The organism is Streptomyces sp. AM6-12 (assembly GCF_044327085.1).
Lineage (GTDB): Bacteria > Actinomycetota > Actinomycetes > Streptomycetales > Streptomycetaceae > Streptomyces.
Genome location: NZ_JBIQWN010000001.1, coordinates 1,838,193 through 1,860,721 on the forward strand (window position 1 = coordinate 1,838,193; position 22,529 = coordinate 1,860,721).

At 71.3% G+C, this 22,529-nt stretch carries 22 protein-coding genes; 9 read left to right on the forward strand and 13 right to left on the reverse strand.

The window, feature by feature from the left end:
• Positions 1–63: 63 nt before the first annotated feature.
• The gene (locus ACE4Q9_RS08200; RefSeq protein WP_397983576.1) at positions 64–801 is read right to left on the reverse strand and encodes a DUF4232 domain-containing protein; all 738 of its coding nucleotides are present in this window, start codon (positions 799–801) and stop codon (positions 64–66) included.
• A 183-nt stretch (positions 802–984) separates the two neighbouring features.
• Between ACE4Q9_RS08200 and ACE4Q9_RS08205 the strand changes: the two genes are divergently transcribed.
• A complete protein-coding gene (locus tag ACE4Q9_RS08205; RefSeq protein ID WP_397983577.1) occupies positions 985–2,376 on the forward strand; it encodes a hypothetical protein in 1,392 nt (463 codons plus the stop codon).
• Between the two features lie 172 nt (positions 2,377–2,548).
• Positions 2,549–3,586, forward strand: a complete 1,038-nt coding sequence (locus tag ACE4Q9_RS08210; RefSeq protein ID WP_397983578.1) for an NlpC/P60 family protein — start codon at positions 2,549–2,551, stop codon at positions 3,584–3,586.
• A 31-nt stretch (positions 3,587–3,617) separates the two neighbouring features.
• Here the strand turns inward: ACE4Q9_RS08210 and ACE4Q9_RS08215 are convergent, their stop codons facing one another.
• Positions 3,618–4,157, reverse strand: a complete 540-nt coding sequence (locus ACE4Q9_RS08215; protein ID WP_397983579.1) for a phenolic acid decarboxylase — start codon at positions 4,155–4,157, stop codon at positions 3,618–3,620.
• 137 nt (positions 4,158–4,294) lie between these two features.
• Here ACE4Q9_RS08215 and ACE4Q9_RS08220 point away from each other — a divergent pair, with 137 nt between their 5' ends.
• On the forward strand, positions 4,295–4,828 hold the full coding sequence (locus ACE4Q9_RS08220; protein ID WP_397983580.1) for a MarR family winged helix-turn-helix transcriptional regulator: 534 nt from the start codon (positions 4,295–4,297) through the stop codon (positions 4,826–4,828).
• Between the two features lie 218 nt (positions 4,829–5,046).
• Here the strand turns inward: ACE4Q9_RS08220 and ACE4Q9_RS08225 are convergent, their stop codons facing one another.
• The gene (locus tag ACE4Q9_RS08225) at positions 5,047–5,646 is read right to left on the reverse strand and encodes a TetR/AcrR family transcriptional regulator (protein WP_397983581.1); all 600 of its coding nucleotides are present in this window, start codon (positions 5,644–5,646) and stop codon (positions 5,047–5,049) included.
• A gap of 111 nt (positions 5,647–5,757) precedes the next feature.
• Here ACE4Q9_RS08225 and ACE4Q9_RS08230 point away from each other — a divergent pair, with 111 nt between their 5' ends.
• Positions 5,758–6,327: a hypothetical protein gene (locus ACE4Q9_RS08230; RefSeq protein WP_397983582.1), complete on the forward strand. Its 570-nt coding sequence runs from the start codon at positions 5,758–5,760 to the stop codon at positions 6,325–6,327.
• Positions 6,328–6,535: 208 nt separating this feature from the next.
• On the opposite strand, the gene ACE4Q9_RS08235 is transcribed toward ACE4Q9_RS08230, so the two are convergent.
• Positions 6,536–7,657 carry an FAD-dependent oxidoreductase gene (locus ACE4Q9_RS08235; RefSeq protein WP_397983583.1) on the reverse strand — a complete coding sequence of 374 codons (1,122 nt, stop codon included), beginning with the start codon at positions 7,655–7,657 and terminating at the stop codon, positions 6,536–6,538.
• A 353-nt stretch (positions 7,658–8,010) separates the two neighbouring features.
• Here ACE4Q9_RS08235 and ACE4Q9_RS08240 point away from each other — a divergent pair, with 353 nt between their 5' ends.
• Together ACE4Q9_RS08240 and ACE4Q9_RS08245 are read left to right on the forward strand one after the other, a co-directional pair.
• Positions 8,011–8,556, forward strand: a complete 546-nt coding sequence (locus ACE4Q9_RS08240; RefSeq protein WP_397983584.1) for a peptidase inhibitor family I36 protein — start codon at positions 8,011–8,013, stop codon at positions 8,554–8,556.
• A 180-nt stretch (positions 8,557–8,736) separates the two neighbouring features.
• Positions 8,737–9,519, forward strand: a complete 783-nt coding sequence (locus tag ACE4Q9_RS08245) for an NmrA family NAD(P)-binding protein (protein ID WP_397983585.1) — start codon at positions 8,737–8,739, stop codon at positions 9,517–9,519.
• A 96-nt stretch (positions 9,520–9,615) separates the two neighbouring features.
• Here the strand turns inward: ACE4Q9_RS08245 and ACE4Q9_RS08250 are convergent, their stop codons facing one another.
• Both ACE4Q9_RS08250 and ACE4Q9_RS08255 read right to left on the reverse strand, forming a co-directional pair.
• Positions 9,616–10,944, reverse strand: coding sequence for a class I SAM-dependent RNA methyltransferase (locus ACE4Q9_RS08250; RefSeq protein ID WP_397983586.1), 1,329 nt, complete (start codon positions 10,942–10,944; stop codon positions 9,616–9,618).
• 177 nt (positions 10,945–11,121) lie between these two features.
• A complete protein-coding gene (locus ACE4Q9_RS08255; RefSeq protein WP_397983587.1) occupies positions 11,122–13,278 on the reverse strand; it encodes an APC family permease in 2,157 nt (718 codons plus the stop codon).
• A 421-nt stretch (positions 13,279–13,699) separates the two neighbouring features.
• On the opposite strand from ACE4Q9_RS08255, the gene ACE4Q9_RS08260 reads away from it, so the two are divergent.
• Together ACE4Q9_RS08260 and ACE4Q9_RS08265 are read left to right on the forward strand one after the other, a co-directional pair.
• A complete protein-coding gene (locus tag ACE4Q9_RS08260) occupies positions 13,700–14,371 on the forward strand; it encodes a potassium channel family protein (RefSeq protein WP_397983588.1) in 672 nt (223 codons plus the stop codon).
• Positions 14,371–15,045 carry a potassium channel family protein gene (locus tag ACE4Q9_RS08265; protein ID WP_397983589.1) on the forward strand — a complete coding sequence of 225 codons (675 nt, stop codon included), beginning with the start codon at positions 14,371–14,373 and terminating at the stop codon, positions 15,043–15,045. Before ACE4Q9_RS08260 ends, ACE4Q9_RS08265 begins: the two co-directional genes overlap by 1 nt.
• Positions 15,046–15,236: 191 nt before the next feature.
• On the opposite strand, the gene ACE4Q9_RS08270 is transcribed toward ACE4Q9_RS08265, so the two are convergent.
• The 7 genes from ACE4Q9_RS08270 to ACE4Q9_RS08300 form a co-directional block, all read right to left on the reverse strand.
• Positions 15,237–16,034 carry a DUF3159 domain-containing protein gene (locus tag ACE4Q9_RS08270; RefSeq protein WP_397983590.1) on the reverse strand — a complete coding sequence of 266 codons (798 nt, stop codon included), beginning with the start codon at positions 16,032–16,034 and terminating at the stop codon, positions 15,237–15,239.
• A gap of 3 nt (positions 16,035–16,037) precedes the next feature.
• The gene (locus tag ACE4Q9_RS08275) at positions 16,038–16,436 is read right to left on the reverse strand and encodes an OB-fold nucleic acid binding domain-containing protein (RefSeq protein WP_078967283.1); all 399 of its coding nucleotides are present in this window, start codon (positions 16,434–16,436) and stop codon (positions 16,038–16,040) included.
• 68 nt (positions 16,437–16,504) lie between these two features.
• Positions 16,505–17,218 (reverse strand): response regulator, encoded by a 714-nt coding sequence (locus ACE4Q9_RS08280; RefSeq protein WP_397983591.1) that lies wholly within the window; start codon positions 17,216–17,218, stop codon positions 16,505–16,507.
• On the reverse strand, positions 17,212–19,806 hold the full coding sequence (locus tag ACE4Q9_RS08285) for an ATP-binding protein (RefSeq protein WP_397983592.1): 2,595 nt from the start codon (positions 19,804–19,806) through the stop codon (positions 17,212–17,214). Before ACE4Q9_RS08285 ends, ACE4Q9_RS08280 begins: the two co-directional genes overlap by 7 nt.
• Before the next feature lie 194 nt (positions 19,807–20,000).
• Positions 20,001–20,765 carry a DUF3710 domain-containing protein gene (locus tag ACE4Q9_RS08290; protein ID WP_397983593.1) on the reverse strand — a complete coding sequence of 255 codons (765 nt, stop codon included), beginning with the start codon at positions 20,763–20,765 and terminating at the stop codon, positions 20,001–20,003.
• Position 20,766: 1 nt separating this feature from the next.
• Entirely contained in the window at positions 20,767–21,327 is a 561-nt protein-coding gene (gene dut, locus ACE4Q9_RS08295; protein WP_397983594.1) for a dUTP diphosphatase, read from the reverse strand.
• Entirely contained in the window at positions 21,324–21,908 is a 585-nt protein-coding gene (locus ACE4Q9_RS08300) for a PaaI family thioesterase (RefSeq protein WP_397983595.1), read from the reverse strand. Before ACE4Q9_RS08300 ends, dut begins: the two co-directional genes overlap by 4 nt.
• Positions 21,909–21,966: 58 nt before the next feature.
• Here ACE4Q9_RS08300 and ACE4Q9_RS08305 point away from each other — a divergent pair, with 58 nt between their 5' ends.
• Positions 21,967–22,449, forward strand: a complete 483-nt coding sequence (locus ACE4Q9_RS08305) for a DUF3093 domain-containing protein (RefSeq protein ID WP_397983596.1) — start codon at positions 21,967–21,969, stop codon at positions 22,447–22,449.
• The last annotated feature ends 80 nt before the right edge of the window (positions 22,450–22,529 follow it).

Genomic DNA, 22,529 nt, shown 5'->3' on the forward strand with positions numbered 1-22,529 from the left:
GACGCCGGTGTGACCATGGGTGCGTGACGAGCCCCGGCCCGCCACACCCTCCCCCGCAGGGGATCAGAAGTCGTCCGCGCCGTTGCGCAGTTCGGGGGTCCAGTAGCCGGTGAGGGCCTTGGCCGGGTCGACGGCGATGCCGGCGCTGCCGGGCGCGGTGACCGCGATGACCGTCGGGTCGCCGGCGAGCATGACGGAGAACGCCGACACGGGCTCGTTGTCCTCCTCGCGCCCGCCGTCCGACAGCTTGACCAGGGCGTAGGCCGGCTCTCCCGCCGCGAGCACGACCGGCGCCTCCGGCTTGCTCTTGGCGACGGCCGGCACGTCCTGCTTGTGGCTCTCCAGGAACTGGATGTGCGGGAAGCTCGTCATGCGGCAGGAGTGGCCGGAGGTGATCTTCGCCGTGAGGACGATGTGGGTGTACGGCGCGCCGCCCTGCATGGCCGCGGTGATGTGGACGTCCCGTGCGGCGCAGACCGGGGTGGAGGCGTTCACCTGCTCCCCGGACGTGCCGGCCGTGCCGGTGGAGCCGCCGGTGACCTTGGTGCCGCTGGCGGAACCGGCCGAGTCCGAGGAGCCGTTCGCCCCCGTCGAGCCGGAAGCTCCGCTAGAACCGGCCGAGTTGGCCGACCCCGCCGTACCGGACGCGTCGCTCCCCTTGCTGCCCGGCGACTGGGCGGAGACCGAAGAGGCCGGGGTGGGCGCCGACTTGGTGTCCCCTTCGCCCTGGCAGGCGGTGAGGGACAGGGCGAGGGCCGTGCCCGCGGCGGCGAGCAGGGCGGTGCGGCGAAGCGTGTTCATGGAGAGTTCCCCCGTGAGTGGCGTGAGTGGTGAAGGGCCGAGGCTCAGTTGCCTCGGCCGAGGTTCGTGCTGTGCGTGTCCCGCCGTACTCCTCGCCCTTCCCAGCCGTTAGTCGGACGGCGGGATGAGCGGAGGCGGACGGCAGGGCGTGCGGCGCCGTAGGGCAGGGTGCTGCGATACCCCGTGCGGCAGAGTGGTGCGGAGCCGTACGACGAGGCGGTCGCCTGCGCCGAGGAACTGACCGACGCCGGGCTGCTCCAGAGCGACCCCGCCGCCGAGCGGTACCGCTTCCACGACCTGCTCAGGCTCTACGCGGCCGAGCAGGTCGCGGTCGAGGACGGCCCCGAGACCCGCGACGCCGCCCTCGACCGGACCGCCCACTGGATGCTGCGCCGGGCCACCGCCGCCGCGCTGCACTTCGACGTGGAACACGACCGGAGCGCGGCGCCTGGCGACGGACAGGGGCGGGCGACGACGGACCTGCCGGTGACGACCGGTTCAGAGGCACCCTCGCACCAGCAGGCGCCCGTCGACCCGCACGGACCCGTGGACCCGCACGGACCCGTAAACCCGCAGGCGCCCGTGGACCCGCAGGCGCCCGTGGACCCATACGCCACCTCCGACCCGTACGGCACCTCCGCCCCCTACGGCGACCCCGACCCGGACGGAGCCCCCGCCGGCCGTGAGGAGGCGCGGGCCTGGCTGGAGGCCGAGCGTGCCCAGTGGCTCGCCGCGCTGCGCCGGGCCCGTGACACCGGCCGGCACCGGCAGGTCCTGGACGCCGCGCAGGCGATGCACTGGTTCTCCGACCTCAACCAGCACTGGGAGCAGTGGGTGGAGGTGTTCCAGCGCTCCGCCGACTCCGCCCGCCTGCTGGGCAGCAGGCGGGACGAGGCGATCCACCTCAACTACCTCGCCTGGGCCCACAACATGTGCGTCTACGACCCGCACTCCGCCCTGACCGCCGCGGACGCCGCGCTCGTGGCGGCCCGCGAGTGCGGAGACGGCCTTCAGGAAGGCTGGGCCCTCGGCTACGGCGCGGGCGCGCTGCACCGGCAGGGGCGGGTGCCGGAGGCGCAGGCGCGGCTGCGCGCGGCGGCCGACTGCCTGGCCCCGCAGGAGTCCGCGCAGGCGCGGCTGGCCGAGCTGACCATCCTCAACTCCCTGGGCACCCTGCTCCGCCAGGCCGGCGATCCGGCCGGGGCCCTGGAGACCCACCGCCGCAGCGAGCGGATCTGCCGGGCGGGGGTTCCGGGCCGCACGGACGAGCTGATCGCGCTGTATCACGCGGTCGCCCGCCAGCAGATCGGCAACGACCTGGCCGCCCTGGAGCGCTGGGCCGAGGCCGAGGCCCCGCTCCGCCAGGCCCTCACCGCCTTCGAGGACGCCCAGATGCCGGCCTGGGCCGGCCCCGCCCGCCTCGACCTGGGCCATGTCCTCAGCGCCCTGGGTCACCCGGACGCCCGGCCGACGCTGCTCACCGCCCGCGACAACCTCACCGACCTGCGCAGCCCCCGTCAGGCGGAGGCCGCCGCGGCCCTGACGGCCCTGGACGAGGCCAAGGCCACCCGGTGAGGGGCAGCCATCGCACAGCCACTCTTCCTTCCAAACGTTTGATCCAAAGGTAAGAAAGTCATTAAGGTCAGGCCCCAACCCCTCGTTCAGTGCTCACTCAGACCGAGTGACAGCGGCGGGTCCCGCCCACCGCAGGTTCCGGCAGGCGGCTGAAGGAGCAAGGAGTTCCCCTGTGGCCTCCCACCGTCGACCCAAGCAGCCCAGCCGAACGCGTGTCACCGTCCTGACCGGCGCGGCGGCCGCCGCCGTGGCGTTGAGCGCACAGGCCGCCAACGCCGCTCCGGGCGCGAAGCCCGGCAAGGACGAGGTCAGGGCGAAGGTCGACAAGCTCTACGAGCGGGCCGAGCAGGCGACCGAGAAGTACAACGGCGCCAAGGAGCGGCAGCAGAAGCTCCAGAAGGAGATCTCCGCGATCCAGGACGGTGTCGCCCGCGGCCAGCAGGAGCTGAACGCACTGCGGGACGGGCTGGGTTCGCTGGCCAGCGCGCAGTACCGCTCCGGCGGCATCGACGCCTCGGTCCAGCTCTTTCTCTCCTCCGACCCGGACGGCTTCCTGGACAGGGCTGCCACGCTCGACCAGTTGAGCGGCCGGCAGCTCGCCGCCCTGAAGAAGATCCAGGGCAAGCAGCGCGAACTCGCCCAGCGGCGCGCCGAGGCCACCGAGAAGCTCAAGGACCTCGCCACCACCCGCACCGAGCTGGGCGCGAAGAAGCAGGAGATGCAGGGCAAGCTCGCCGAGGCGCAGAAGCTGCTCAACACGCTCACGGCCAAGGAGAAGTCGGCCCTCGCCGAGGAGCAGCAGCGGGCCGGCCGCTCCGCCACCGAGCGGGTGCGGCTCGGCGACGACAGCTCCGCCTCCGGCCGGGCCGCCGCCGCCTTCTCCGCCGCCCGGAGCCAGCTCGGCAAGCCGTACTTCCGCGGCGCCACCGGCCTCGCCTCGTACGACTGCTCGGGCCTGACCTCCTGGGCCTACGCGCAGGCCGGCGTCCACATACCGCGCACCTCGGAGGAGCAGGCGGGCATCGGCACCCGCCTCACCCGGAGCCAACTCCAGGTCGGTGACCTGGTGTTCTTCTTCAACGACCTGCACCACGTCGGCCTCTACGCGGGCAACGGCCAGATCCTGCACGCCCCGCGCACCGGCACGGTCGTACGGTACGAGTCGATGGACACCATCGGCGGCCCGTTCATGTTCGGCGTGCGGGTCTGAACCGCCCCTGAGCGTGCCGGGCCGCCGTCTTTCAGTTGGTGCGGTCGGCGAAGCCCCGGGGCAGGTCCTCGGGGCCCACCGCGACGACGCTCTCGTCGTTCTCGCCGACGTACTCGAACAGGGTGATGCGGGCGAACTCCGGGACGACGTAGATCGGATAGGTGGGTCCGGCGTCCCGGTAGGCGCGCATCTCCTCCAGGTGGTCGTTCTGGTAGAGCACCGTCTTGCCGCCGTCCTGCTCGATCCACTGCGGGAAGAAGATCGTGCCGTGCAGGACCCGCCGACGGGGCAGCACGTTGACGACGACCGAGGTGCCGGTCGGTTCGTTCCAGGACACCTTGTAGACGTCGTCGGCGAGCCGCACCAGGTCGACCTCCTGGTCCTTCACCCAGCGGCCGCCGACCATCCCGGAGTGGATGCGGTAGTCGATGGTCGTGGCGTTCTTCACGTACATCTCGTACTGCCAGCCGTTGGCGTACGTGTAGATGAACCGGTGCCCGACGATGCCGGACAGATCCTGCGGCGGGACGGGGTTCTCGACGGTCGTCGGGGTGTCGTGCTCGGTGGTCATCGTGGTGCTCCTTGCCGTGCTGCGAGCGGTCACCCGCCGGCGTGGGGTTCGGCCGGTCCGGTGCCCTCAACGTGCATGCCACTTTGCCACAAAACCTGTTTGTAACAAAACATTATCTGCTCAGTGCACAATGGAGCATGCGCAACACAAAAAGAGCGGCGGACGGGGTGGCCGGCCGCGGTGCAGCAGGGACACCGGAGGCCGCGCGCGTCGCGGCGGGACTGGGCGGGCTCCTGGGACCGCTGCGGCGTGCCGTCCTGCGCGCCACCCGCAACGCCGAGGGACTGCCCGACCTGCCGGAAGCGCAGATCGAACTGCTGCGGGCGCTGTCCTCCTCGCCCGAGGGTCTCAGCCCCGGCGCCGCGGCCACACGCGTGCGGGTGGCACCGTCCACCGTGAGCAACCTGGTCCGGGCGATGTCCGCCGCACGGCTCGTGGAGCGGGTCCGGCCCGAGCACGACCAACGGGCCGTGGTGCTCACCGCGTCGGACGAAGCCCTGCACCTGCTGGAGCGCTACGACCGGGCCAGCACCAAGGCCCTCACCCGCGTCGTGGAGGAGCTGTCCGACGCCGACCGCGCGGCGCTGCACCAGGCACTACCGGCCCTGAACCGGCTGGTTACGGCACTGGAGACCGGCGACAGCACCCGGCCGGACCCGGCCGGACCCTGATCAGGGGCCGACACGCCGTCGGGCGGGACCCCAGGCCGCGAGATCGGCCGCAGAACGGTGGGCGCCGACCCAGCCGAGGAAGAACCAGGTCGTGCCTGGGATGGCGCGACCGACGGCGGATTCGCGGTGGGCGTCGTCAGCTTGCCGGCGGCGCAGCAGGCGGTGGGCAACCGGGGGCCGGGCAGTGGGATGGCCGCCTGGGACCACCTCAGGCGGGCTCAGCCTGCCGCATGTGCCGCGGAGCGGGCCCGCAGTATTCCTTCGACGCCCTCCATGAACGTCTCGGTGATCAGCCCTGGATCGGAGAGGCACCCCGCGGCCATGGCTCCGTCCCGGAGCATGACGAAGTGCCGCCCTGCCGGCTCGGCAGGCGCGTTTCCGACCTGCGTCAGCAGGCCCGTGACGGTGTCGGAGAACCACTGCCGGTGCGCGAGAACGGCTTGGTGAATCGGATGCGCCGGATCGGGATACTCGGCCGCGGCGTTGAGGAAGGCACAGCCGCGGAAGCCCTCCGACCGGATGCCGTCGGCGATGGCGCGGCCGACCGCGCGCACCTTGTCAGCCGGCGTTCGAGCACCCTCCTGGGCAGCCGACAGCTGCGCCCTGATGCCCTGGTCGGCCTGTTCCAGGTAGGCAAGGACGAGATCCTCCTTGCCGGAGAAGTGGCGGTACAGGGTCGCCCGCGTCACCTGCGCTTCCGCGATGATCCGGTCGACACCGACGGAGTGAATCCCCTCCGCGTAGAAGATCCTTACCGCCGTCCCGAGCAGCCGCGCTCGCGCCTCGGATGTGCCGCTCTCTTTTGTCTTCCGGTTCATGGCACCCACCCTACAACCGAGGGAGAACGTTCGGTCTTGACAGGTCGGCCGACACGCTCGACGATACGACGAGACCGAACGTTCTCCCTCATCGTGAGAGGCGGTTCCGCCATGAACACCGTCACCCAGCCCCTCCCCACCGCCCCGGCAGAGCTCCCCTCAGCTCTGCGCAGGCTGTATCTCCTGCGTTTCGCGTTCGCCGCCGTCCGGGCCGCCCTGCTGTTCACGGCGGCCGACAGGCTGGGCCCGCTCAGCGGCACGCTGCTGGTGCTCTATCCCCTCTTCGACGCGGCCTGCGCGGTGATCGACCTGCGGTCGGCTCGGGCGGCCGACGGCGCGGTAAGGAGGCTGGCCGTGAACATCGCGCTCAGCGTGCTCACCGGCATCGCTCTGGCCGTCGCGCTCACCTCCGGCATCCCGGCGGTCCTGCGGGTCTGGGGCGTCTGGGCCGTCACGGCAGGCATCACCCAACTTGCCGTGGGCCTGGTCCGACGCCGGATGGGAGGGCAGTGGCCGATGCTCGTGAGCGGGGCCATCTCCGCCCTCGCCGGTGCGAGCTTCTTCCTCCAGGCCGGCAAGGACGGAGCCTCGCTCACGAATCTCGCCGGGTACGCCTTCCTCGGCGGCGTCTTCTTCCTCATCTCCGCCCTTCGCCTCGGGGCCACGGAGCGCAAGGACTGAACGCCCGGCGGCTCGCCCCCCGCCGGAACCGGCCTGCGATCTGGGGCCATGCCCTGGTCGGGCGTCGCCCATCGACGAGCGGGGTCCGGGCAGTGCCGTGCAGCCACCGTGCGATCTCCAAGAGTCGAGACGACCGCCGATGATCACGCGATGGCCGTGCCCGTTCCCTGCCGCGTCCGCGGCAAGATCGTGAACCCTGACTGGAATATCAGGAGCGATCGAACAGAGTGACTACGCTCTGCGGCGCTTCCCGGCCGAAGAAGGTCTCCAGGTTTCGCGCCGAGCGGCTGGCGGCGTCGCCACTACGCGGGAAAAGCCGATCTTCGTACGCGGTGAGCGCGATCTCGATGTCGGGTTCCTCGACCAGCTTGCCCGCCAGGTCCGCACCGTCGTACATGGCGAGGTTCGCGCCCTCCCCGGCGAAGGGTGACATCAGATGCGCGGCGTCGCCGACGAGCGTCACGCCGGGCACCCTGTCCCATTCGAGACCGACGGGCAGCGCGTGGATGGGTCGGAGCCGCGGTTCCACGTCGCTCCGCGTCACGAAGGCGGTGAGCAGCGGCGACCAGCCATCGAACTCGTCGGCGAGTCGGCGGAGACCGGCGCACGGGTCGCCGAAGTCGAGCGACCTCATCCACTCCTCGGGCTTGTTCAGCGCCACGTATCCGCGCACGTGCCCGTCGGCGCAGCGATGCGCGATGATGCCTTTGCCCGGCGCGACCGCCATCAGCGTGCCCCTGCCGATCGCGGCCACGCCCGCCCGGCAGTGCCGGTCGTCCGCGGCGAGGGCGATCTCGACGAAGCAGGTTCCGCTGTAGACAGGCCTGGCGGGGGTGAGCAGCGGACGCACCTTCGACCAGGCACCGTCCGCGCCGACGACGATGTCGGCGCGCGTGGCGGAACCTTCCGCGAAGGTGAGGACACAGCCGCCCTCCGGAAGGTACCGGACCGAGGTGACCTTGCGACCCCACCGGACCGTCCCAGGGGCCAACGAGTCGATGATCAGGCGCCTGAGTTCGCCACGGTCCACCTCAGGACGGGCCGAACCGGGGTCCGCAGGCATGTCGAACAGGATCGTGCCGTCGCGGTCGACCACACGCTTGGCGTCCTCGCCCGGACGGACAAGAGTCAGGAACTCGTCGTACAGACCAGCTGCGCGAAGCGCGACCTGTCCGGTCTCCTCGTGGATGTCCAGCAGGCCGCCCTGTGCACGGGTCGTCGCCGAAGCCTCGCCCTCGTAGATCGTCGCGGCGACGCCGTGAGCCTGGAGCACCCGCGCGAGCGTCAGCCCGCCCAGTCCCGCTCCGACAATGGCGATGGTCTTCTGCATGCTGCGCTCCTCTGTATCGCCGGCACGTGCCGGCGATGGTCAGCGCCAGATGCGGGCGGCGTGCCCGATCTCGGCAAGGAGACGCTCACCGATCAGAACCATCTGCATCGATGTACGAGCGACGTCCGGCGGGTGGACCGCGGGACATCGTTTTTCGCGACCTCGCGACTATAGCCCGGCCTGCGCCATCCGCTCGGAAGGCACCGCCCGTCTGCTCTACGCGGGCGCCAACGGTCCCCCGGTTACGGCGACGGCAGGCGACGCGTTCACCCTGTAGGAGGCCCGTCACTCGTTCCGGTCACTGCCCGGCACGACACGCTGATGATCGGTCGGAGTCAGTGGACGATGCCGTAGTGCTCGACGAGAGGCTGGCCCGCCTCGCCGCAGTCGTTTCCCATCGTCCCGACACCGACCGGAAAATCTTTCCCGTGAAGCGTCCGACCGCCGTTCTGGCCGCTGCGCTGCTCGCCGCCGGAGCCCTTGCCACCGCCCCCACCCCCGCATCGGCCACATCGGCCACATCGGCCGGCGACTGTCCTGCCGGAAGCTTCTGCGTGTGGACCGGGCCGGACTTCACGGGCCAACGGGTTGTCTTCAGCGGCGACGACGCGGAGTGGGAAGACAACGTGTCGCGCCAGGACGCCTCCTGGGCCAACCGCGCCCTGTCCGGCCCCGGAGTCAAGGACCACGTCGCCGTCTACAGCGGGCCCGACTACACAGGCAGCATCACTCTCTGCCTCGAGCCCGGCCAGGAGATCTCTGGCAACCGCTCGGCTGCCGGTCGAGGGGTGTCAAGCCGCTGGACGATGTCCTGCCGACCCACGTCCGACCACGCAACGCCCGGTCGATCCCGGTACGTCGCCCTCGGTGGCCCCACTGATATACGCCGCGTCAAATGAGCGTCCTGGCAGTGAATTGGCGACACGGTCCCACGTACAGGGAGGGGCACTTCAGCCTCTTCCACGGTCCCCGCGCACGCAGGGCCGGGGCCACTCGCGGGAGCCGGCGTCTCCTGCGCACTGCGATGCGGCCCCGCCCGCGTCACCGACCTCGTTCAGACCGTCCTCATCCCAGCAGCCATGCCCGTCGACAGCGATACCGTCCTGGTCACCGGAGCCACCGGCCGACAAGGCGGGGCCACGGCCCGCGCACTCCTGGCCGCCGGGATACCCGTACGTGCACTCGTACGCGATCCGCGGTCGAGGCCCGTACGGGCGATCGAGGCGCTGGGCGCGGAACTGGTACGCGCGGACCTTTCCGACCGGACCACCCTCGGCCCGGCACTCGAAGGGGTCCGCGCCGTGTTCTCCGTGCAGATGCCGCCGATGACCGAGACCACTGTGGACTTCGCGGGCGAGCTCACCCAGGCCACCAATCTCCGGGCCCCCGGCTGGGCCGAAGGCCGCTGGACGGCGATGGCCGGCTACTTCCCCACCAAGCAGGCGATCCTGGAGGCGGTACGTGATGCGGGCTTCGCCCGCTGGACGGTGATCAAGCCCGCCTTCTTCATGGAAAACCTTCTCCTGCTGGCACTTCGGGGGCACCGCAGCGGCCTGCTGACGGTACTGAAACCGGATACCGAACTGGCCCTGGACTCCGACCGGTTCCAGCAAGTGGAACTGGAACTGGCCGGCGACCTGCGCACGATGGCACAGATTGCGCAGACCTTGTCCGCCGCCTGGGGCGTGCCCGTGAGCGCGCCTTCCATGAGCCTGGTAGAGGCCCTCGACGCGGGCATGCCGGTCCTCCAGCCCGCCCGGCCCGAATGCGCCCAGAAGCTGGGCATTCCGACCACCACCTTCGCCGAGTGGGCGGATGAGCAGCTGGCAGCCGTGTCCGGCCATGAACCTCCGGCGCGGTGACCTCCGGCAGCGCCCGCCGGGACCGATGCCGGATTCGCCGCGCTCCTGTGCGACGGCCACGGCTTAGCGGGCACCACCGGCTCGCAAAACCGCAGGTCAGGAGCCCTTCGCGGTCGGCTCGAGAATGGCGACGCACTCCACGTGATGCGTCATCGGAAACAAGTCGAACGCCCGCAGCATCCGCACCCGGTACCCGTTCTCCCCGAAGTACCCCAGGTCCCGTGCCAGTGCCGCCGGGTCGCAGGCGACGTAGGCGATGCGGCGGGCGCGCAGGGATGCGAGGTGTTTGACCGTGTCGCGGCCTGCACCGGCGCGTGGGGGGTCGAGGACGATCAGGTCGACCTCGGTGATGCCCGTGCGCGGGAGGACGGATTCGACCTTGCCCTGTTCGATGCGGACGCGGGGGAAGTCGGCCAGGTTGTGGCGCGCGTCCTCGACCGCGCGCTTGCCGGACTCGATGCCGAGGACCGCGCCCTTGTCGCCGAGGCGGTCGGCGAGGGCGCCGGCGAAGAGGCCGACGCCGCAGTAGAGGTCGAGGGCCATCTCGCCCTTGCGCGGGAGCAGGCCCTGCATCACCGCGGTGACGAGGGTGTCCGCCGCCTTCGGGTGGACCTGCCAGAAGCCGCCGGCGCCGACGCGGTGGGTGCGGCCGTCCGCGCGCTCGCGGACGAAGGGGCGGCCGTGGACGCGGTGCACGCCGCCGGTCTTCTCGTCGACCCGCATGACCGAGACCGGCTTGTCCAGCTCGACCAGGGGCAGGCGGCCGCCCGGACGCGGGGTGAGGATCACCTGGCGGTCCTGGGAGCCCGTCGCCGCGATCGCCTCGACCGACTCCATGCCGGCCCACTCGTGCTTCTCGATGCCCAGCTCGGACACGCCCGGCGCCGCGATCATGCAGTGGTCGATGCGCTCGACCTCGTGCGAGCGGTGCCGGCGCAGGCCCGCGTGGCCCTCGGCGTCGACGGCGTACTGCACCCGCGTGCGCCACTGCGGTACCTCGCCGGCGGGCAGCTTGTCGCCCTCGGCCGGGACCACCGTGCCGTCCCAGCCCGCCTCCTCCGGGGTGAGGCCCGCCAGGCGCCTGAGCTGCTCGGCGAGGACGTCCGCCTTCAGCCGGCGCTGAGCGCCCGGCTTGGCGTGCTGCCAGTCGCAGCCGCCGCAGCGACCGGGCCCGGCGAAGGGGCAGGGAGCCTCGATGCGGTCCTTGGACGCCTCCAGGATCCGTACGGCGTCCGCGCGCAGGAACCGCGCGCCCTCCTCGCCCTCGGTCACCTTCGCCACCACCCGCTCGCCGGGCAGCGCGTGCCGGACGAACAGCACCTGGCCCTCGGCGGTACGGGCGATGCAGTGGCCGCCATGGGCGACGGGGCCGATCTCGACCTCGTACTCCTCGCCCACCAGAGACGTGGTCGGTTCTGCCTGCATGGTGGGTGACTCCAGAGGATCGGGTTCGCGGCGGCACAGGGACGGCGGCGAAGGCTGCCGAGCTGCTAAGACGGGTCCGGGGCGGTCGAGCGCAGCCCGGTGGACCGACAACAGCCCACCAGTCTACGGCCTCGCCGCCCCTCCCTCGTACCCCGGCGCCGGTGTCCCGGCGCCCCGTCAGTCCTTCGCCGACGAGCCCGACGTGCCCGCCGAGCCCGGCAAGCCCGAAGACTCCGCCGAGCCGGACGATCCCGCCGAGCCCGAGGGTTCGGCCGGCTCCGACGACCCCGACGGCTCCACCGGCTCCTTGGGCCGCACCGCCGCCGGTCCGCGGCGGACCGCGCCGGGCGCGCTCCACTCCTGGCGCCTGCGGGCCCGCATCTTGGCCGCCTCGGAGGAGGCCAGCTGGTAGGGCACCGAAGTGACCATCACACCGGGCGTGAACAACAGACGGCCCTTGAGGCGCAGGGCGCTCTGGTTGTGCAGCAGGTGCTCGTACCAGTGGCCGACCACGTACTCGGGGATGATCACCGACACCGCGTCGCGCGGGGACTCCTTGCGCAGGCCCTTGACGTACTCGATCACCGGCCGGGTGACCTCACGGTACGGCGAGTCGAGGACCTTCAGCGGTACGTCGATGCCGCGCCGCTCCCACTCCTCGCGCAGCGCCTTGGTCTCGGCCGGGTCCACGTTGACCGTGAGCGCCTCCAGGCCGTCGGAGCGCATCAGCTTGGCGTAGGCCAGGGCCCGCAGCGTCGGGCGGTGGATCTTGGAGATCAGCACCACGGAGTGCACACGGGACGGGCGGACCAGGTCGTCGTCCGGCTCCTCGGGCGCGGCGATCTCCTCGGCGACGCGGTCGTAGTGCTTGCGGATCGCGGTCATGGTCGCGAAGAAGATGCACATGCCCAGCAGGGCCACCCAGGCGCCGTGCGTGAACTTGGTGACCAGGACGACGACCAGCACCAGGCCGGTGAGGAAGGCACCGAAGGTGTTGATCGCCCGCGAGCGCATCATGTGGCGCCGCTTGGCCTGGTCCTTCTCGACCGCGAGGTGGCGGTTCCAGTGCCGGACCATGCCGGTCTGGCTCAGCGTGAAGGACACGAACACGCCGACGATGTAGAGCTGGATCAGGCGCGTGGAGTCGGCGCCGTAGATCACGGTCAGCAGCGCGGCGGCGCCGGCGAGCAGCACGATGCCGTTGGAGAAGGCGAGCCGGTCGCCGCGGGTGTGCAGCTGGCGGGGCAGGTAGCGGTCCTGGGCGAGGATCGAGCCGAGCAGCGGGAAGCCGTTGTACGCGGTGTTGGCCGCGAGGAACAGCACCAGCGCGGTGGCGGCCGCCAAGAGCACGAACAGGAAGCTGCCCTTGCCGAAGACCGCCTCGGCGACCTGGGAGATCACCGGGTTCTGGACGTAGCCGGAACCGATCGGGTGGCCGTTGTGCAGCAGGTCGGTGGCCGGATTCTCGGCCATGCGGACCTTGGTCACCGCGGCCAGCGCGATGATGCCGCAGAACATGGTGACGGCCAGCAGGCCCATCGCCGCGAGGGTGGTCGCCGCGTTCTTGGACTTCGGCTTGCGGAAGGCCGGCACGCCGTTGGAGATGGCCTCGACGCCGGTCAGGGCGGCACAGCCGGAGGAGAAGGCGCGCAGCAGCAGGAAGACCAGCGCGAAGCCCGCGAGGCCCTGGTGCTCGGCCCTGATGTGGAAGTCGGCGGTCGGCGCCCGCATGGTGTCGCCGAGCACCAGGCCGCGGAACGCGCCCCACAGGATCATGACGAAGACGCCGCCGACGAACACGTACGTGGGGATCGCGAAGAGTTTGCCGGACTCCTTGACGCCGCGCAGGTTCATCAGCGTCAGCAGGACGATCACCACGGTCGCGCAGAGCACCTTGTGCTCGACCACGAACGGGATGGCCGAGCCGAGGTTCTCGATGCCGGAGGCGATGGAGACGGCGACCGTCAGCACGTAGTCCACGAGCAGGGCGCTCGCCACCGTGAGGCCGGCCTTGGGGCCGAGGTTGGTGGTCGCCACCTCGTAGTCGCCGCCACCGCTCGGGTAGGCGTGCACGTTCTGGCGGTAGGAGGCGACCACGGTGAACATCAGCACGACGACCGCGACGGCGATCCAGGGGCTGAAGTGGTACGCCGACACGCCCGCGATGGACAGGACCAGCAGAACCTCCCCCGGCGCGTAGGCGACGGAGGACAGCGGGTCGGAGGCGAAGACGGGGAGTGCGATGCGCTTGGGCAGGAGGGTTTCCCCCAGCCGGTCACTGCGCAGTGCGCGCCCGATCAGGATCCGTTTGGGCACGTCGGTCAGTTTGGACACGAGAGAGGATCGTAAGCCTTCGAACTGGCAGCCGCCCACCCTGTCCGCAATATCTTCCCCATGGGTGAACTCCGCGGCGGTGTGATGTACGGATTCCGTGGCGCGGGCTCGGGTCGTGTCTAGATGGCAAACCCCGCCTGTCGCCGACCTCTGGAGGCCCCATGCCGCCGACTCCTGAGCTGATCGGAGCGGTGCTCGCCCTGGTCTGCCTCGGAATCCTGACCGTGTGCAGCGTGCGCAGCATCACTCGAAGACGAGCGGATGAGCCTCTGTAAGCCCGTGTGACGCCCGTGTGAGCCCGGTGCGCGGGGCTACCCAGGGCACGGGGGTGCCCGGTGAGGGTGATGCGTGTGTAGCTTAAGCGACGGTCTGAGAACCTGTTAAGGCCAAGCCAACGACTCTTGACTTCGGAAGGACGGTCGTGCACATCGTCATCATGGGCTGCGGGCGAGTCGGCTCCGCTCTCGCCCAGACCCTGGAACAACAGGGGCACACGGTCGCCGTGATCGACCAGGACCCGACCGCCTTCCGTCGGCTGGGACCGGGATTCGGGGGCCGCCGGGTCACCGGAGTCGGCTTCGACCAGGACACCCTGCGTGAGGCGGGGATCGAGGAGGCGGGCGCCTTCGCCGCCGTCTCCAGCGGCGACAACTCCAACATCATCTCCGCGCGGGTCGCGCGCGAGATGTTCGGCGTGGAGAACGTGGCCGCCCGTATCTACGACCCCCGGCGCGCCGAGGTCTACCAGCGCCTCGGCATCCCGACCGTGGCCACGGTCCGCTGGACCGCCGACCAGATGCTGCGCCGGCTGCTGCCCTCCGGGGCCGAGCCGTTGTGGCGGGACCCGACCGGCGGGGTGCAGCTCGCCGAGGTGCACGCCTCCCCGAAGTGGGTCGGCCACAAGATCAGCAAGATGCAGGAGGACACGGGCGTCCGGGTGGCGTTCCTGACCCGGCTGGGCGAGGCGATCCTGCCGACCTCCCAGACGGTGCTCCAGGAAGGCGACCTCGTGCACGTGATGATGCGGACGGACGACGTGGAGACGGTCGAGGCGGCGTTCGCCGGGGGCCCGGAAGAGGAGGGCGGTCACTGATGAGGGTCGCCATTGCCGGAGCCGGCGCCGTCGGCCGCTCGATCGCCGGCGAGCTGCTGGAGAACGGCCACGAGATCCTGCTCATCGACAAGGCCCCGACCGCCATCTCGGTGGAGCGGGTACCGCAGGCGGAGTGGCTGCTGGCCGACGCCTGTGAGATCACCTCCCTGGACGAGGCGGCGCTCCAGCGCTGCAACGTGGTGATCGCGGCCACCGGTGACGACAAGGTCAACCTGGTGGTGTCGCTGCTCGCCAAGACGGAGTACGGCGTTCCGCGTGTCGTCGCACGGGTGAACAACCCCAAGAACGAGTGGCTGTTCAACGAGGCATGGGGCGTGGACGTGGCCGTCTCCACGCCGCGGCTGATGTCCGCCCTGGTCGAGGAGGCGGTGAGCGTCGGCGACCTGGTGCGGCTGCTGCGCTTCAGCCACGGCGACGCCAACCTGGTGGAGCTGACGCTGCCCGAGGAGTCGGCCCTGGCCGGCACCCAGGTCGGGGATGTGCGCTGGCCCGAGGACACCTCGCTGGTGACCATCATCCGGGGCACCCGCGTGCTGACGCCGTCCCGCGAGGACTCCCTGGAGCCGGGCGACGAGCTGCTGTTCGTGGCGGCGCAGGCCCGCGAGGAGCAGCTGGAGGAACTGTTGTCGGTGCGCAGGCAGGAAGAAGCCTGACGGGCCCGACGGCCTCGGACACGCGGAAGGGCGCCCTTGCCGGCAAGGGCGCCCTTCCGCGTCGTAGCGACGCATACGGTGCGGCGCGGTCACGGTCCGTCCCGGCGGCCGTTCACGGTACGGCGGGCACGGCCGCGGCGACCGCATACGGTACGGCGGTCAGGTCGCGGCGACTCTCTGCGGTGCGGCCCTCACGCCTGCCTGCGATGGCGGCCCGGCATGGTCTCGGTCTCGCCGCCCTCCGCGGCCAGCGCGGCCTTGCGTTCCTTCTCCGCCTTCTCGGCCTGCTCCTCGGCCTCCATCTCCGCGAAGACGTCGATCGGGGCGGGTGCCTTGGCGAGGAAGACCCAGGTGAGCCAGACGGCCAGCAGGAAGGGCGGGATCTTCAGGGCGACGAGGACCCAGCCGAGCCGGGTGGTGTCGGACCACCAGTACAGCGGGAAGAGGATCGCGCACTTGGCGAGCAGGATCAGGCCCCAGGCCCAACTCGACTTCGCGTACGCCTTCTTGCGGCCCGGATTGCGGGTGCGCCAGGAGAGGTTCTCCTTGAAGACCGGGCCCAGCACGACGCCGATCAACGGGACGCCGAGCAGGGTGGTGACGATGTAGGCGAGCGCCAGACCCAGCGTGTAGAGCATGCCGGGCAGGTAGAAGTCCTTGGCGTTGCCGGTGAACATGGCGAACACCACGCCGAAGACCACGCCGAACACGCCGCTGAAGGCGTGCTTGACGGTGTCCTTCATGGCGAGCCGGACCACGACCAGCACCAGGGACACGGCCAGCGCGGCGATCGCCGAGAGGTGCAGGTTCTTGTCGATCGTGAAGATCGCGACGAACAGCAGGCCCGGCACGACCGTCTCGACCATGCCGCGAACGCCGCCGAACGCCTCGAACAGCGCCGCCTCCGTCACCGCACGGGCGTCGCCGTCGCCGGACGCGCCGGGTGGGGTCTGGTCGGTGTCTTCGGTCGGCTTGTCGAGGGACGTCACCGGCTACTCCCGTCCGAGGGGTCGCAGTTCGTACTTCGGGTTGAAAAGCACCCGGCGGCCCCGGCTCAGCGAGATCCGGCCCGATGCGATCAGCTTGCGCCCCGGTTCTATGCCCACGATGGAACGCCTGCCGAGCCACACCACGTCCAGCGCCGCGGAGCCGTCGAACAGCTCGGCTTCCAGGGCCGGGACTCCGGCGCGCGGACGCAGGGTGACCGTGCGCAAGGTACCAGTTACGGTGACGATCTGCCGGTCCTGGCAGTCGCCGATCTTCGTACAACCCGCCGTCTCGGCGTCCTCGCGCAGTTCCTCGGACTCCAGGTCCTCCTGGGAGGTGGAGAGCCGGTCGAGCATGCGCCGGAACCGGCCGGCCGGCTTTTCGGAACGAGGAACAGCACTCATATCTGAAGCGTACCGGGGCCCACCGACAGCGCCGTATCCCCGCTCACACTTCCCCCGTACGGGCCTTGTCACTTCTCGAACCGGTACCCCATTCCGGGCTCGGTGATGAAGTGCTTCGGGTGCGAGGGGTCGGCCTCCAGCTTGCGGCGCAACTGCGCCATGTAGACGCGCAGGTAGTTCGTCTCGGTCCCGTACGACGGCCCCCACACCTCCTGGAGAAGCTGCTTCTGGCTGACCAGGCGGCCGGTGTTGCGGACCAGCACCTCCAGGAGGTGCCACTCCGTGGGGGTGAGCCGGACGTCGCGCCCGCCGCGGTTGACCTTCTTGGCGGCCAGATCGACGGCGAACCCCTCGGTCTCCACGGTGGTCACGTCGTCCTCGCCGGCGCCGACCGGCTCGGCGCGGCGTACGGCGGCGCGCAGCCGGGCCAGCAGTTCGTCCATGCCGAAGGGCTTGGTGACGTAGTCGTCGGCGCCCGCGTCCAGGGCCTCGACCTTCTCGTCGGAGGAGTGGCGCGCGGACAGCACCAGGATCGGCACCCGGGTCCAGCCGCGCAGGCCCCTGATCACCTCGACGCCGTCCATGTCGGGCAGGCCCAGGTCGAGGACGACCACGTCGGGGTGGCGGGAGGCGGCGAGGTCGAGGGCGGTCCTGCCGTCGGCGGCCGCGTCGACGTCGTACTTGCGTGCCTTGAGGTTGATCACGAGGGCGCGCACGATCTGCGGCTCGTCGTCGACCACGAGGACCCGCGTGGGGGTGCGGTCCCCGCTCGGGCTCAGCATAGGGTCTGCCTTTCTGGTTCCGCGCCGGCCGGCCCGCCGTGGGCCGGGGCGGGGGTGGACGCCGTTTCGGTGGACTGTGTCGCCGGCTGCCGCCCGTGGACGCTGCGCAGGCTCAGCACCATGGTGAGGCCGCCGCCGGGCGTGTCCTCCGCGGTCAGGGTTCCGCCCATGGCCTCGGCGAAGCCGCGGGCGACCGCGAGGCCGAGCCCGACGCCCGCGCCGCGCGGTGCGTCGCCGTAGCGCTGGAAGGGTTCGAAGATCCGGTCCTTGGCCGCGTCCGGTACACCGGGGCCGCGGTCCACCACGCGGACCTCCACCCGGTCGGCGAGGGCGCTGGCGGAGACCAGGACGCGCCGGCCGCGCGGGCTGTACTTGACGGCGTTCTCCACCAGGTTGGCCACCGAGCGCTCCAGCAGGCCGGGGTCGGCCAGGATCATCGGCAGGGTCTCGGGCACGTCCAGGTCGACGCTGTCCTCCGGCACGCCGCCCAGGGCCATCGGCACGACCTCGTCCACGTCGATCTCGCGGATCAGCGGGGTGACGGTGCCGGTCTGGAGGCGGGACATGTCCAGGAGGTTGCCGACGAGGTGGTCGAGCCGGTCGGCGCCCTCCTCGATGCCCTCCAGCAGCTCGGCGCGGTCCTCCTCGGACCAGTCGACGTCGGCGGAGCGCAGCGAGGAGACGGCGGCCTTGATCCCCGCCAGCGGGGTGCGCAGATCGTGGCTGACGGCGGCCAGCAGGGCGGTGCGGATGCGGTTGCCCTCGGCGAGGGTCCGGGCGCGCTCGGCCTCCTCCTGGAGGCGCCTGCGGTCGAGGACGACGGCGGCCTGGGCGCCGAAGGCGGCGAGCACCCTGCGGTCCTCGGCGGGCAGTACCCGGCCGGTCAGGGCGAGCGCCATGTGGTCGCCGACGGGCATGTCGACGTCGGCGTCCTCGGGGCGCTCCAGGACGGGCCCGAAGCCGGCCCGGCCCGCGCAGGTCCACGGTTCGACGTCGCTCTGCCGCTCCAGCAGGGCCGCCGACTCCATGGCGAAGGTCTCGCGCAGCCGCTCCAGCAGTTCCTCCAGGCTGGTCTCGCCGCGCAGCACGTTGCCGGCCAGGAAGGACAGGATCTCGGACTCGGCGCGCAGCCGGGCCGCCTGGTGGGTGCGGCGGGCGGCGAGGTCCACCACGGAGGCGACCGACACGGCGACGCCGAAGAAGATCACTATGGCGACGATGTTCTTCGGGTCGGCGATGGTCCAGCGGTGCAGCGGCGGTGTGTAGAAGTAGTTCAGCAGCAAAGAGCCGAACGCCACCGAGGCGAGGGCGGGCAGCAGGCCGCCGAGCAGGGCCGCCGCGACCGTGACGGCCAGGAACAGCAGCATGTCGTTGGCGAGGCCGATGTCGACGGTGTTCAGCAGCAGCGCGAGCACGACCGGGCCGACCAGCCCCATGGCCCAGCCCGAGAGGATCCGGGTCCGGCCGAGCCGGGCGCCGCGGGCCACGGGCAGTCCACGGCCCTTGGCGACCTCCTCGTGGGTGACGATGTGGACGTCGAGGTCGGGGCCGGACTCGCGGGCGACGGTGGCGCCGACGCCGGGTCCGAAGACGTACTGCCAGGCCTTGCGGCGCGAGGAGCCGAGCACGATCTGGGTGGCGTTGACGCCGCGCGCGAAGTCCAGGAGCGCGGCCGGGATGTCGTCGCCGACCACGTGGTGGAAGGTGCCGCCGAGGTCCTCCACCAGGGTGCGCTGGACGGCGAGTTCCTTCGGGGAGGCGGCGGTCAGCCCGTCGCTGCGGGCGATGTAGACGGCGAGCACCTCGCCGCCCGCGCCCTTCTCGGCGAGCCGGGCGGCCCGGCGGATGAGCGTACGGCCCTCGGGGCCGCCGGTCAGCCCGACCACGATCCGCTCCCGCGAACCCCAGATCTTCGAGACCCGGTGCTCGCTGCGGTACTGGTTCAGGTACTCGTCCACCCGGTCGGCGACCCACAGCAGCGCCAGCTCGCGCAGGGCGGTGAGGTTGCCGGGGCGGAAGTAGTTGGAGAGCGCCGCGTCGACCTTGTCGGGCTGGTAGATGTTGCCGTGCGCCATCCGGCGACGCAGCGCCTCCGGGGACATGTCGACCAGCTCGATCTGGTCGGCGCGCCGTACCACCTCGTCGGGCACGGTCTCGCGCTGGCGCACCCCGGTGATGGACTCGACCACGTCGCCGAGTGATTCCAGGTGCTGGATATTGACGGTCGAGATGACGTCGATCCCGGCGGCGAGCAGTTCCCCGACGTCCTGCCAGCGCTTGGCGTTGCGCGAGCCGGGGATGTTCGTGTGCGCGAGTTCGTCCACCAGGGCGATGGCGGGCGCCCTGCGCAGCACGGCGTCGACGTCCATCTCCCCGAAGACGCCCCCGCGGTACTCCAGCTCCTTGCGGGGCACCTGTTCGAGGCCGTGCAGCATCACCTCGGTGCGCGGCCGGCCGTGGTGCTCCACGAACGCCACGACGCAGTCCGCGCCGCGCTCGACGCGCCGGTGCGCCTCGGCGAGCATCGCGTACGTCTTTCCGACCCCCGGCGCCGCCCCGAGATAGATCCGCAGCTTCCCGCGTGCCATGGCTCCATTGTCTTCCGCTCATCCCTGCCTACGCAGCGTCGACCTTACGGCCAACGATGGGGACAAACGGGACGGGGGCAGGCGTATGAGAGCACTTTGACGGAACCCTGATGGGTCGGGGCTCCCCCGCCGCGCGCCGGCGCGAGAAACGGGCCGCACCCCGCGAGGGCGCGACCCGTCCATGCGGAAAGCCGTCAGCGGACTTCGGTGATCTCCGGCCCCCGCTGAAGCTGTCCCATGCCCCCGGAGAACCGCGAGCCCTCTTCCTGCTGGACTCCCTCGGGAACCATCTGGGCGTCGTTCGGGAGCTTGAGGACGATCGGGTCGCGAGGCGCCATCGGGCCCTCGCCGCGGACCACGACCGTGTCCCGGAAGATCTGCTCCAGCAGCCCGGCGGCCTGGGGCTGCACCGCGCCCTGCCCGGAGATCACACCACGCAGGAACCAGCGGGGCCCGTCCACACCGACGAACCGCACCACCTGGAAGCCGCTGGTGCCGTCCGGCAGCTGCACCGGCACCTGGGCCCGCAGCTCCCAGCCGAGCGGGCCCTCGACCTCGTCGACGATGCCGCCCTGCTGGGTGATCCCGGACGCGATCTCCTCACGGACCTCGCCCCAGATGCCCTCGCGCTTGGGCGCGGCGAAGGCCTGGAGCTGGATGGCGCTGTCGTTCAGGACGACGGTCGCGGCGACGATCGCGTCACCCGCGACCTCGACCCGCAACTCCATGCCGTCCACGCCCGGCACGAACAGTCCGCCGAGGTCCACGCGGCCCTCGGCCGGGTCGCGCACCTCGGTGCTGTCCCACGGCCCGTCGGGCCGCGGCTCGGGCTCCAGCCGGACGCGCTCGCGCTCGGCCTCCGCTTCCTCGTCCGCCTCGGTGTCGACGCTGTCGACGACCTGCTCGGCCTCGCCGGCCGCGTCCTCGGCGGCACCCTTCTTGTTGCGACGTCCGAACACGTCACTGTCCTTCCCGGTCGGATACGACCGAAGCGTATCGATTCCCACCCGTCGGGCCGCCCTCGGCGGACCGACCGCTTGTGCCGCTCTCGTCGCCCACCGCGGCATGGCCACCGGTGGACCCGAAGCCCCCTTCGGCCCGCGCCGAGCCGGGAAGTTCCGCGACCTCCTGGAAGCGGACCCTCTCGACTTGCTGGACGACCAGTTGGGCAATCCGGTCGAAGCGCTCGAACCGCACGCTGTCGCGCGGGTCGAGATTCACCACGATCACCTTGATCTCCCCACGGTACCCGGCATCAACCGTCCCCGGGGCATTCACCAGGGCGACACCGCAGCGGGCGGCGAGACCGGAACGGGGGTGCACGAAGGCCGCGTACCCCTCGGGAAGGGCGATCGACACTCCCGTGGGCAGCACGGTCCGCTCGCCGGGAGCCAGTTCGCACGTCTCGGTGGTGCGCAGATCGGCGCCGGCGTCGCCGGGGTGCTCGTACGACGGAAGCGGGACGTCCGGGTCCACGCGCCGGATCAGCACGTCCAGCGGGGGGCGGCCGGCGGCGCTCACGGGTTCACCTCGAAGGCGCGGGCCCGGCGGACGTGGTCGGGGTCGCTCATCGCGGCCTGGATCTCCTCCGGGCGGCCGTGGTCGATGAAGTGGTCGACCTTCACCTCGACGAAGAGTGCGTCGGCGCGGACGGCGACCGGTCCGTCGGGGCCGTCGAGGCGGCCGACGGCGCTGGAGTAGATCTTGCGCCCGGCGACTGCGGTGACCTCGGCCGACAGATGGAGCGTGCTGCCGACCGGAACGGGCCGTACGAAGTCCGTTTCCAGGCGTCCGGTCACGGCGATGGTGCGCAGCAGCCAGTTCAGCGAGCCCAGGGTCTCGTCCAGGGCGGTGGCCAGCACGCCGCCGTGGGCGAGGCCGGGAGCGCCCTGGTGGGCGGCCTGGACGGTGAACTCGGCGGTCAGGGTGACGCCCTCGCCGGCCCGCGCCTCCAGGTGCAGCCCGTGCGGCTGGCCCGGACCGCAGCCGAAACAGTGCTCGTAGTGGGCGCCGAGAAGTTCCCCGGGCGCGGGCGCGTCGGGGTGCCGTACCGGTTTCACCGCGTCGGCCGGGGGCTGAAGACTCATGGAACTACCACTCACGAGCGCAGACCTTACCCGCGCGTCGGGCGCCACAGGATCCCGTGCCAAGCTTGGTTTCATGCAGCACTCCGCCACCCCGTACGAAGAACGCCTCACCGCCCCGCGCTCGTGGTGGCTGATCAGCTTTCTGGTCGGCGTCTCCTTCGCCCTGATCCTGTTCCCGTTCGGCACCCTGCCGATCCTGGGCGGCCTGGTCGGCGGTACGGCCGCGGCCGCGGTGGTCGCCAGTTCGTACGGCTCCCCGCGCATCCGTGTGGTCGGCGACTCGCTGATCGCGGGCGAGGCGAGGATCCCGGTGTCGGCGCTGGGCGAGACGGAGGTGCTGGACCAGGAGGAGACCCGCGCCTGGCGCACCTACAAGGCCGATGTCCGCGCGTTCCTGCTGCTGCGCGCATACATCCCGAGGGCGCTGCGGGTGATCGTCACGGACCCGGAGGACCCCACGCCCTACCTGTATCTGTCGACGCGTGAGCCGGAGCGGCTGGCGGCGGCGATCGAGGCGGCGAAGAAGGCGAACGCCCACAGCCCGGCGGAGAGCTAGGAACCGGCCCCTCGGCGAGTCCGCTGGATGGGGCCAGGGAGGCCGGAGAGGGCCCGGCAGGGGCTTCAGGGGGCTCGGGG

What these genes read in the sequence shown, in the direction of transcription:
- ACE4Q9_RS08200 (WP_397983576.1), bottom strand. Translation starts at nt 801, where the DNA reads ATGAACACGCTTCGCCGCACCGCCCTGCTCGCCGCCGCGGGCACGGCC.
- ACE4Q9_RS08215 (WP_397983579.1), bottom strand. Translation starts at nt 4,157, where the DNA reads ATGACCACCGAGCACGACACCCCGACGACCGTCGAGAACCCCGTCCCG.
- ACE4Q9_RS08220 (WP_397983580.1), top strand. Translation starts at nt 4,295, where the DNA reads ATGCGCAACACAAAAAGAGCGGCGGACGGGGTGGCCGGCCGCGGTGCA.
- ACE4Q9_RS08225 (WP_397983581.1), bottom strand. Translation starts at nt 5,646, where the DNA reads ATGAACCGGAAGACAAAAGAGAGCGGCACATCCGAGGCGCGAGCGCGG.
- ACE4Q9_RS08230 (WP_397983582.1), top strand. Translation starts at nt 5,758, where the DNA reads ATGAACACCGTCACCCAGCCCCTCCCCACCGCCCCGGCAGAGCTCCCC.
- ACE4Q9_RS08235 (WP_397983583.1), bottom strand. Translation starts at nt 7,657, where the DNA reads ATGCAGAAGACCATCGCCATTGTCGGAGCGGGACTGGGCGGGCTGACG.
- ACE4Q9_RS08245 (WP_397983585.1), top strand. Translation starts at nt 8,737, where the DNA reads ATGCCCGTCGACAGCGATACCGTCCTGGTCACCGGAGCCACCGGCCGA.
- ACE4Q9_RS08250 (WP_397983586.1), bottom strand. Translation starts at nt 10,944, where the DNA reads ATGCAGGCAGAACCGACCACGTCTCTGGTGGGCGAGGAGTACGAGGTC.
- ACE4Q9_RS08265 (WP_397983589.1), top strand. Translation starts at nt 14,371, where the DNA reads ATGAGGGTCGCCATTGCCGGAGCCGGCGCCGTCGGCCGCTCGATCGCC.
- ACE4Q9_RS08275 (WP_078967283.1), bottom strand. Translation starts at nt 16,436, where the DNA reads ATGAGTGCTGTTCCTCGTTCCGAAAAGCCGGCCGGCCGGTTCCGGCGC.
- ACE4Q9_RS08280 (WP_397983591.1), bottom strand. Translation starts at nt 17,218, where the DNA reads ATGCTGAGCCCGAGCGGGGACCGCACCCCCACGCGGGTCCTCGTGGTC.
- ACE4Q9_RS08285 (WP_397983592.1), bottom strand. Translation starts at nt 19,806, where the DNA reads ATGGCACGCGGGAAGCTGCGGATCTATCTCGGGGCGGCGCCGGGGGTC.
- ACE4Q9_RS08305 (WP_397983596.1), top strand. Translation starts at nt 21,967, where the DNA reads ATGCAGCACTCCGCCACCCCGTACGAAGAACGCCTCACCGCCCCGCGC.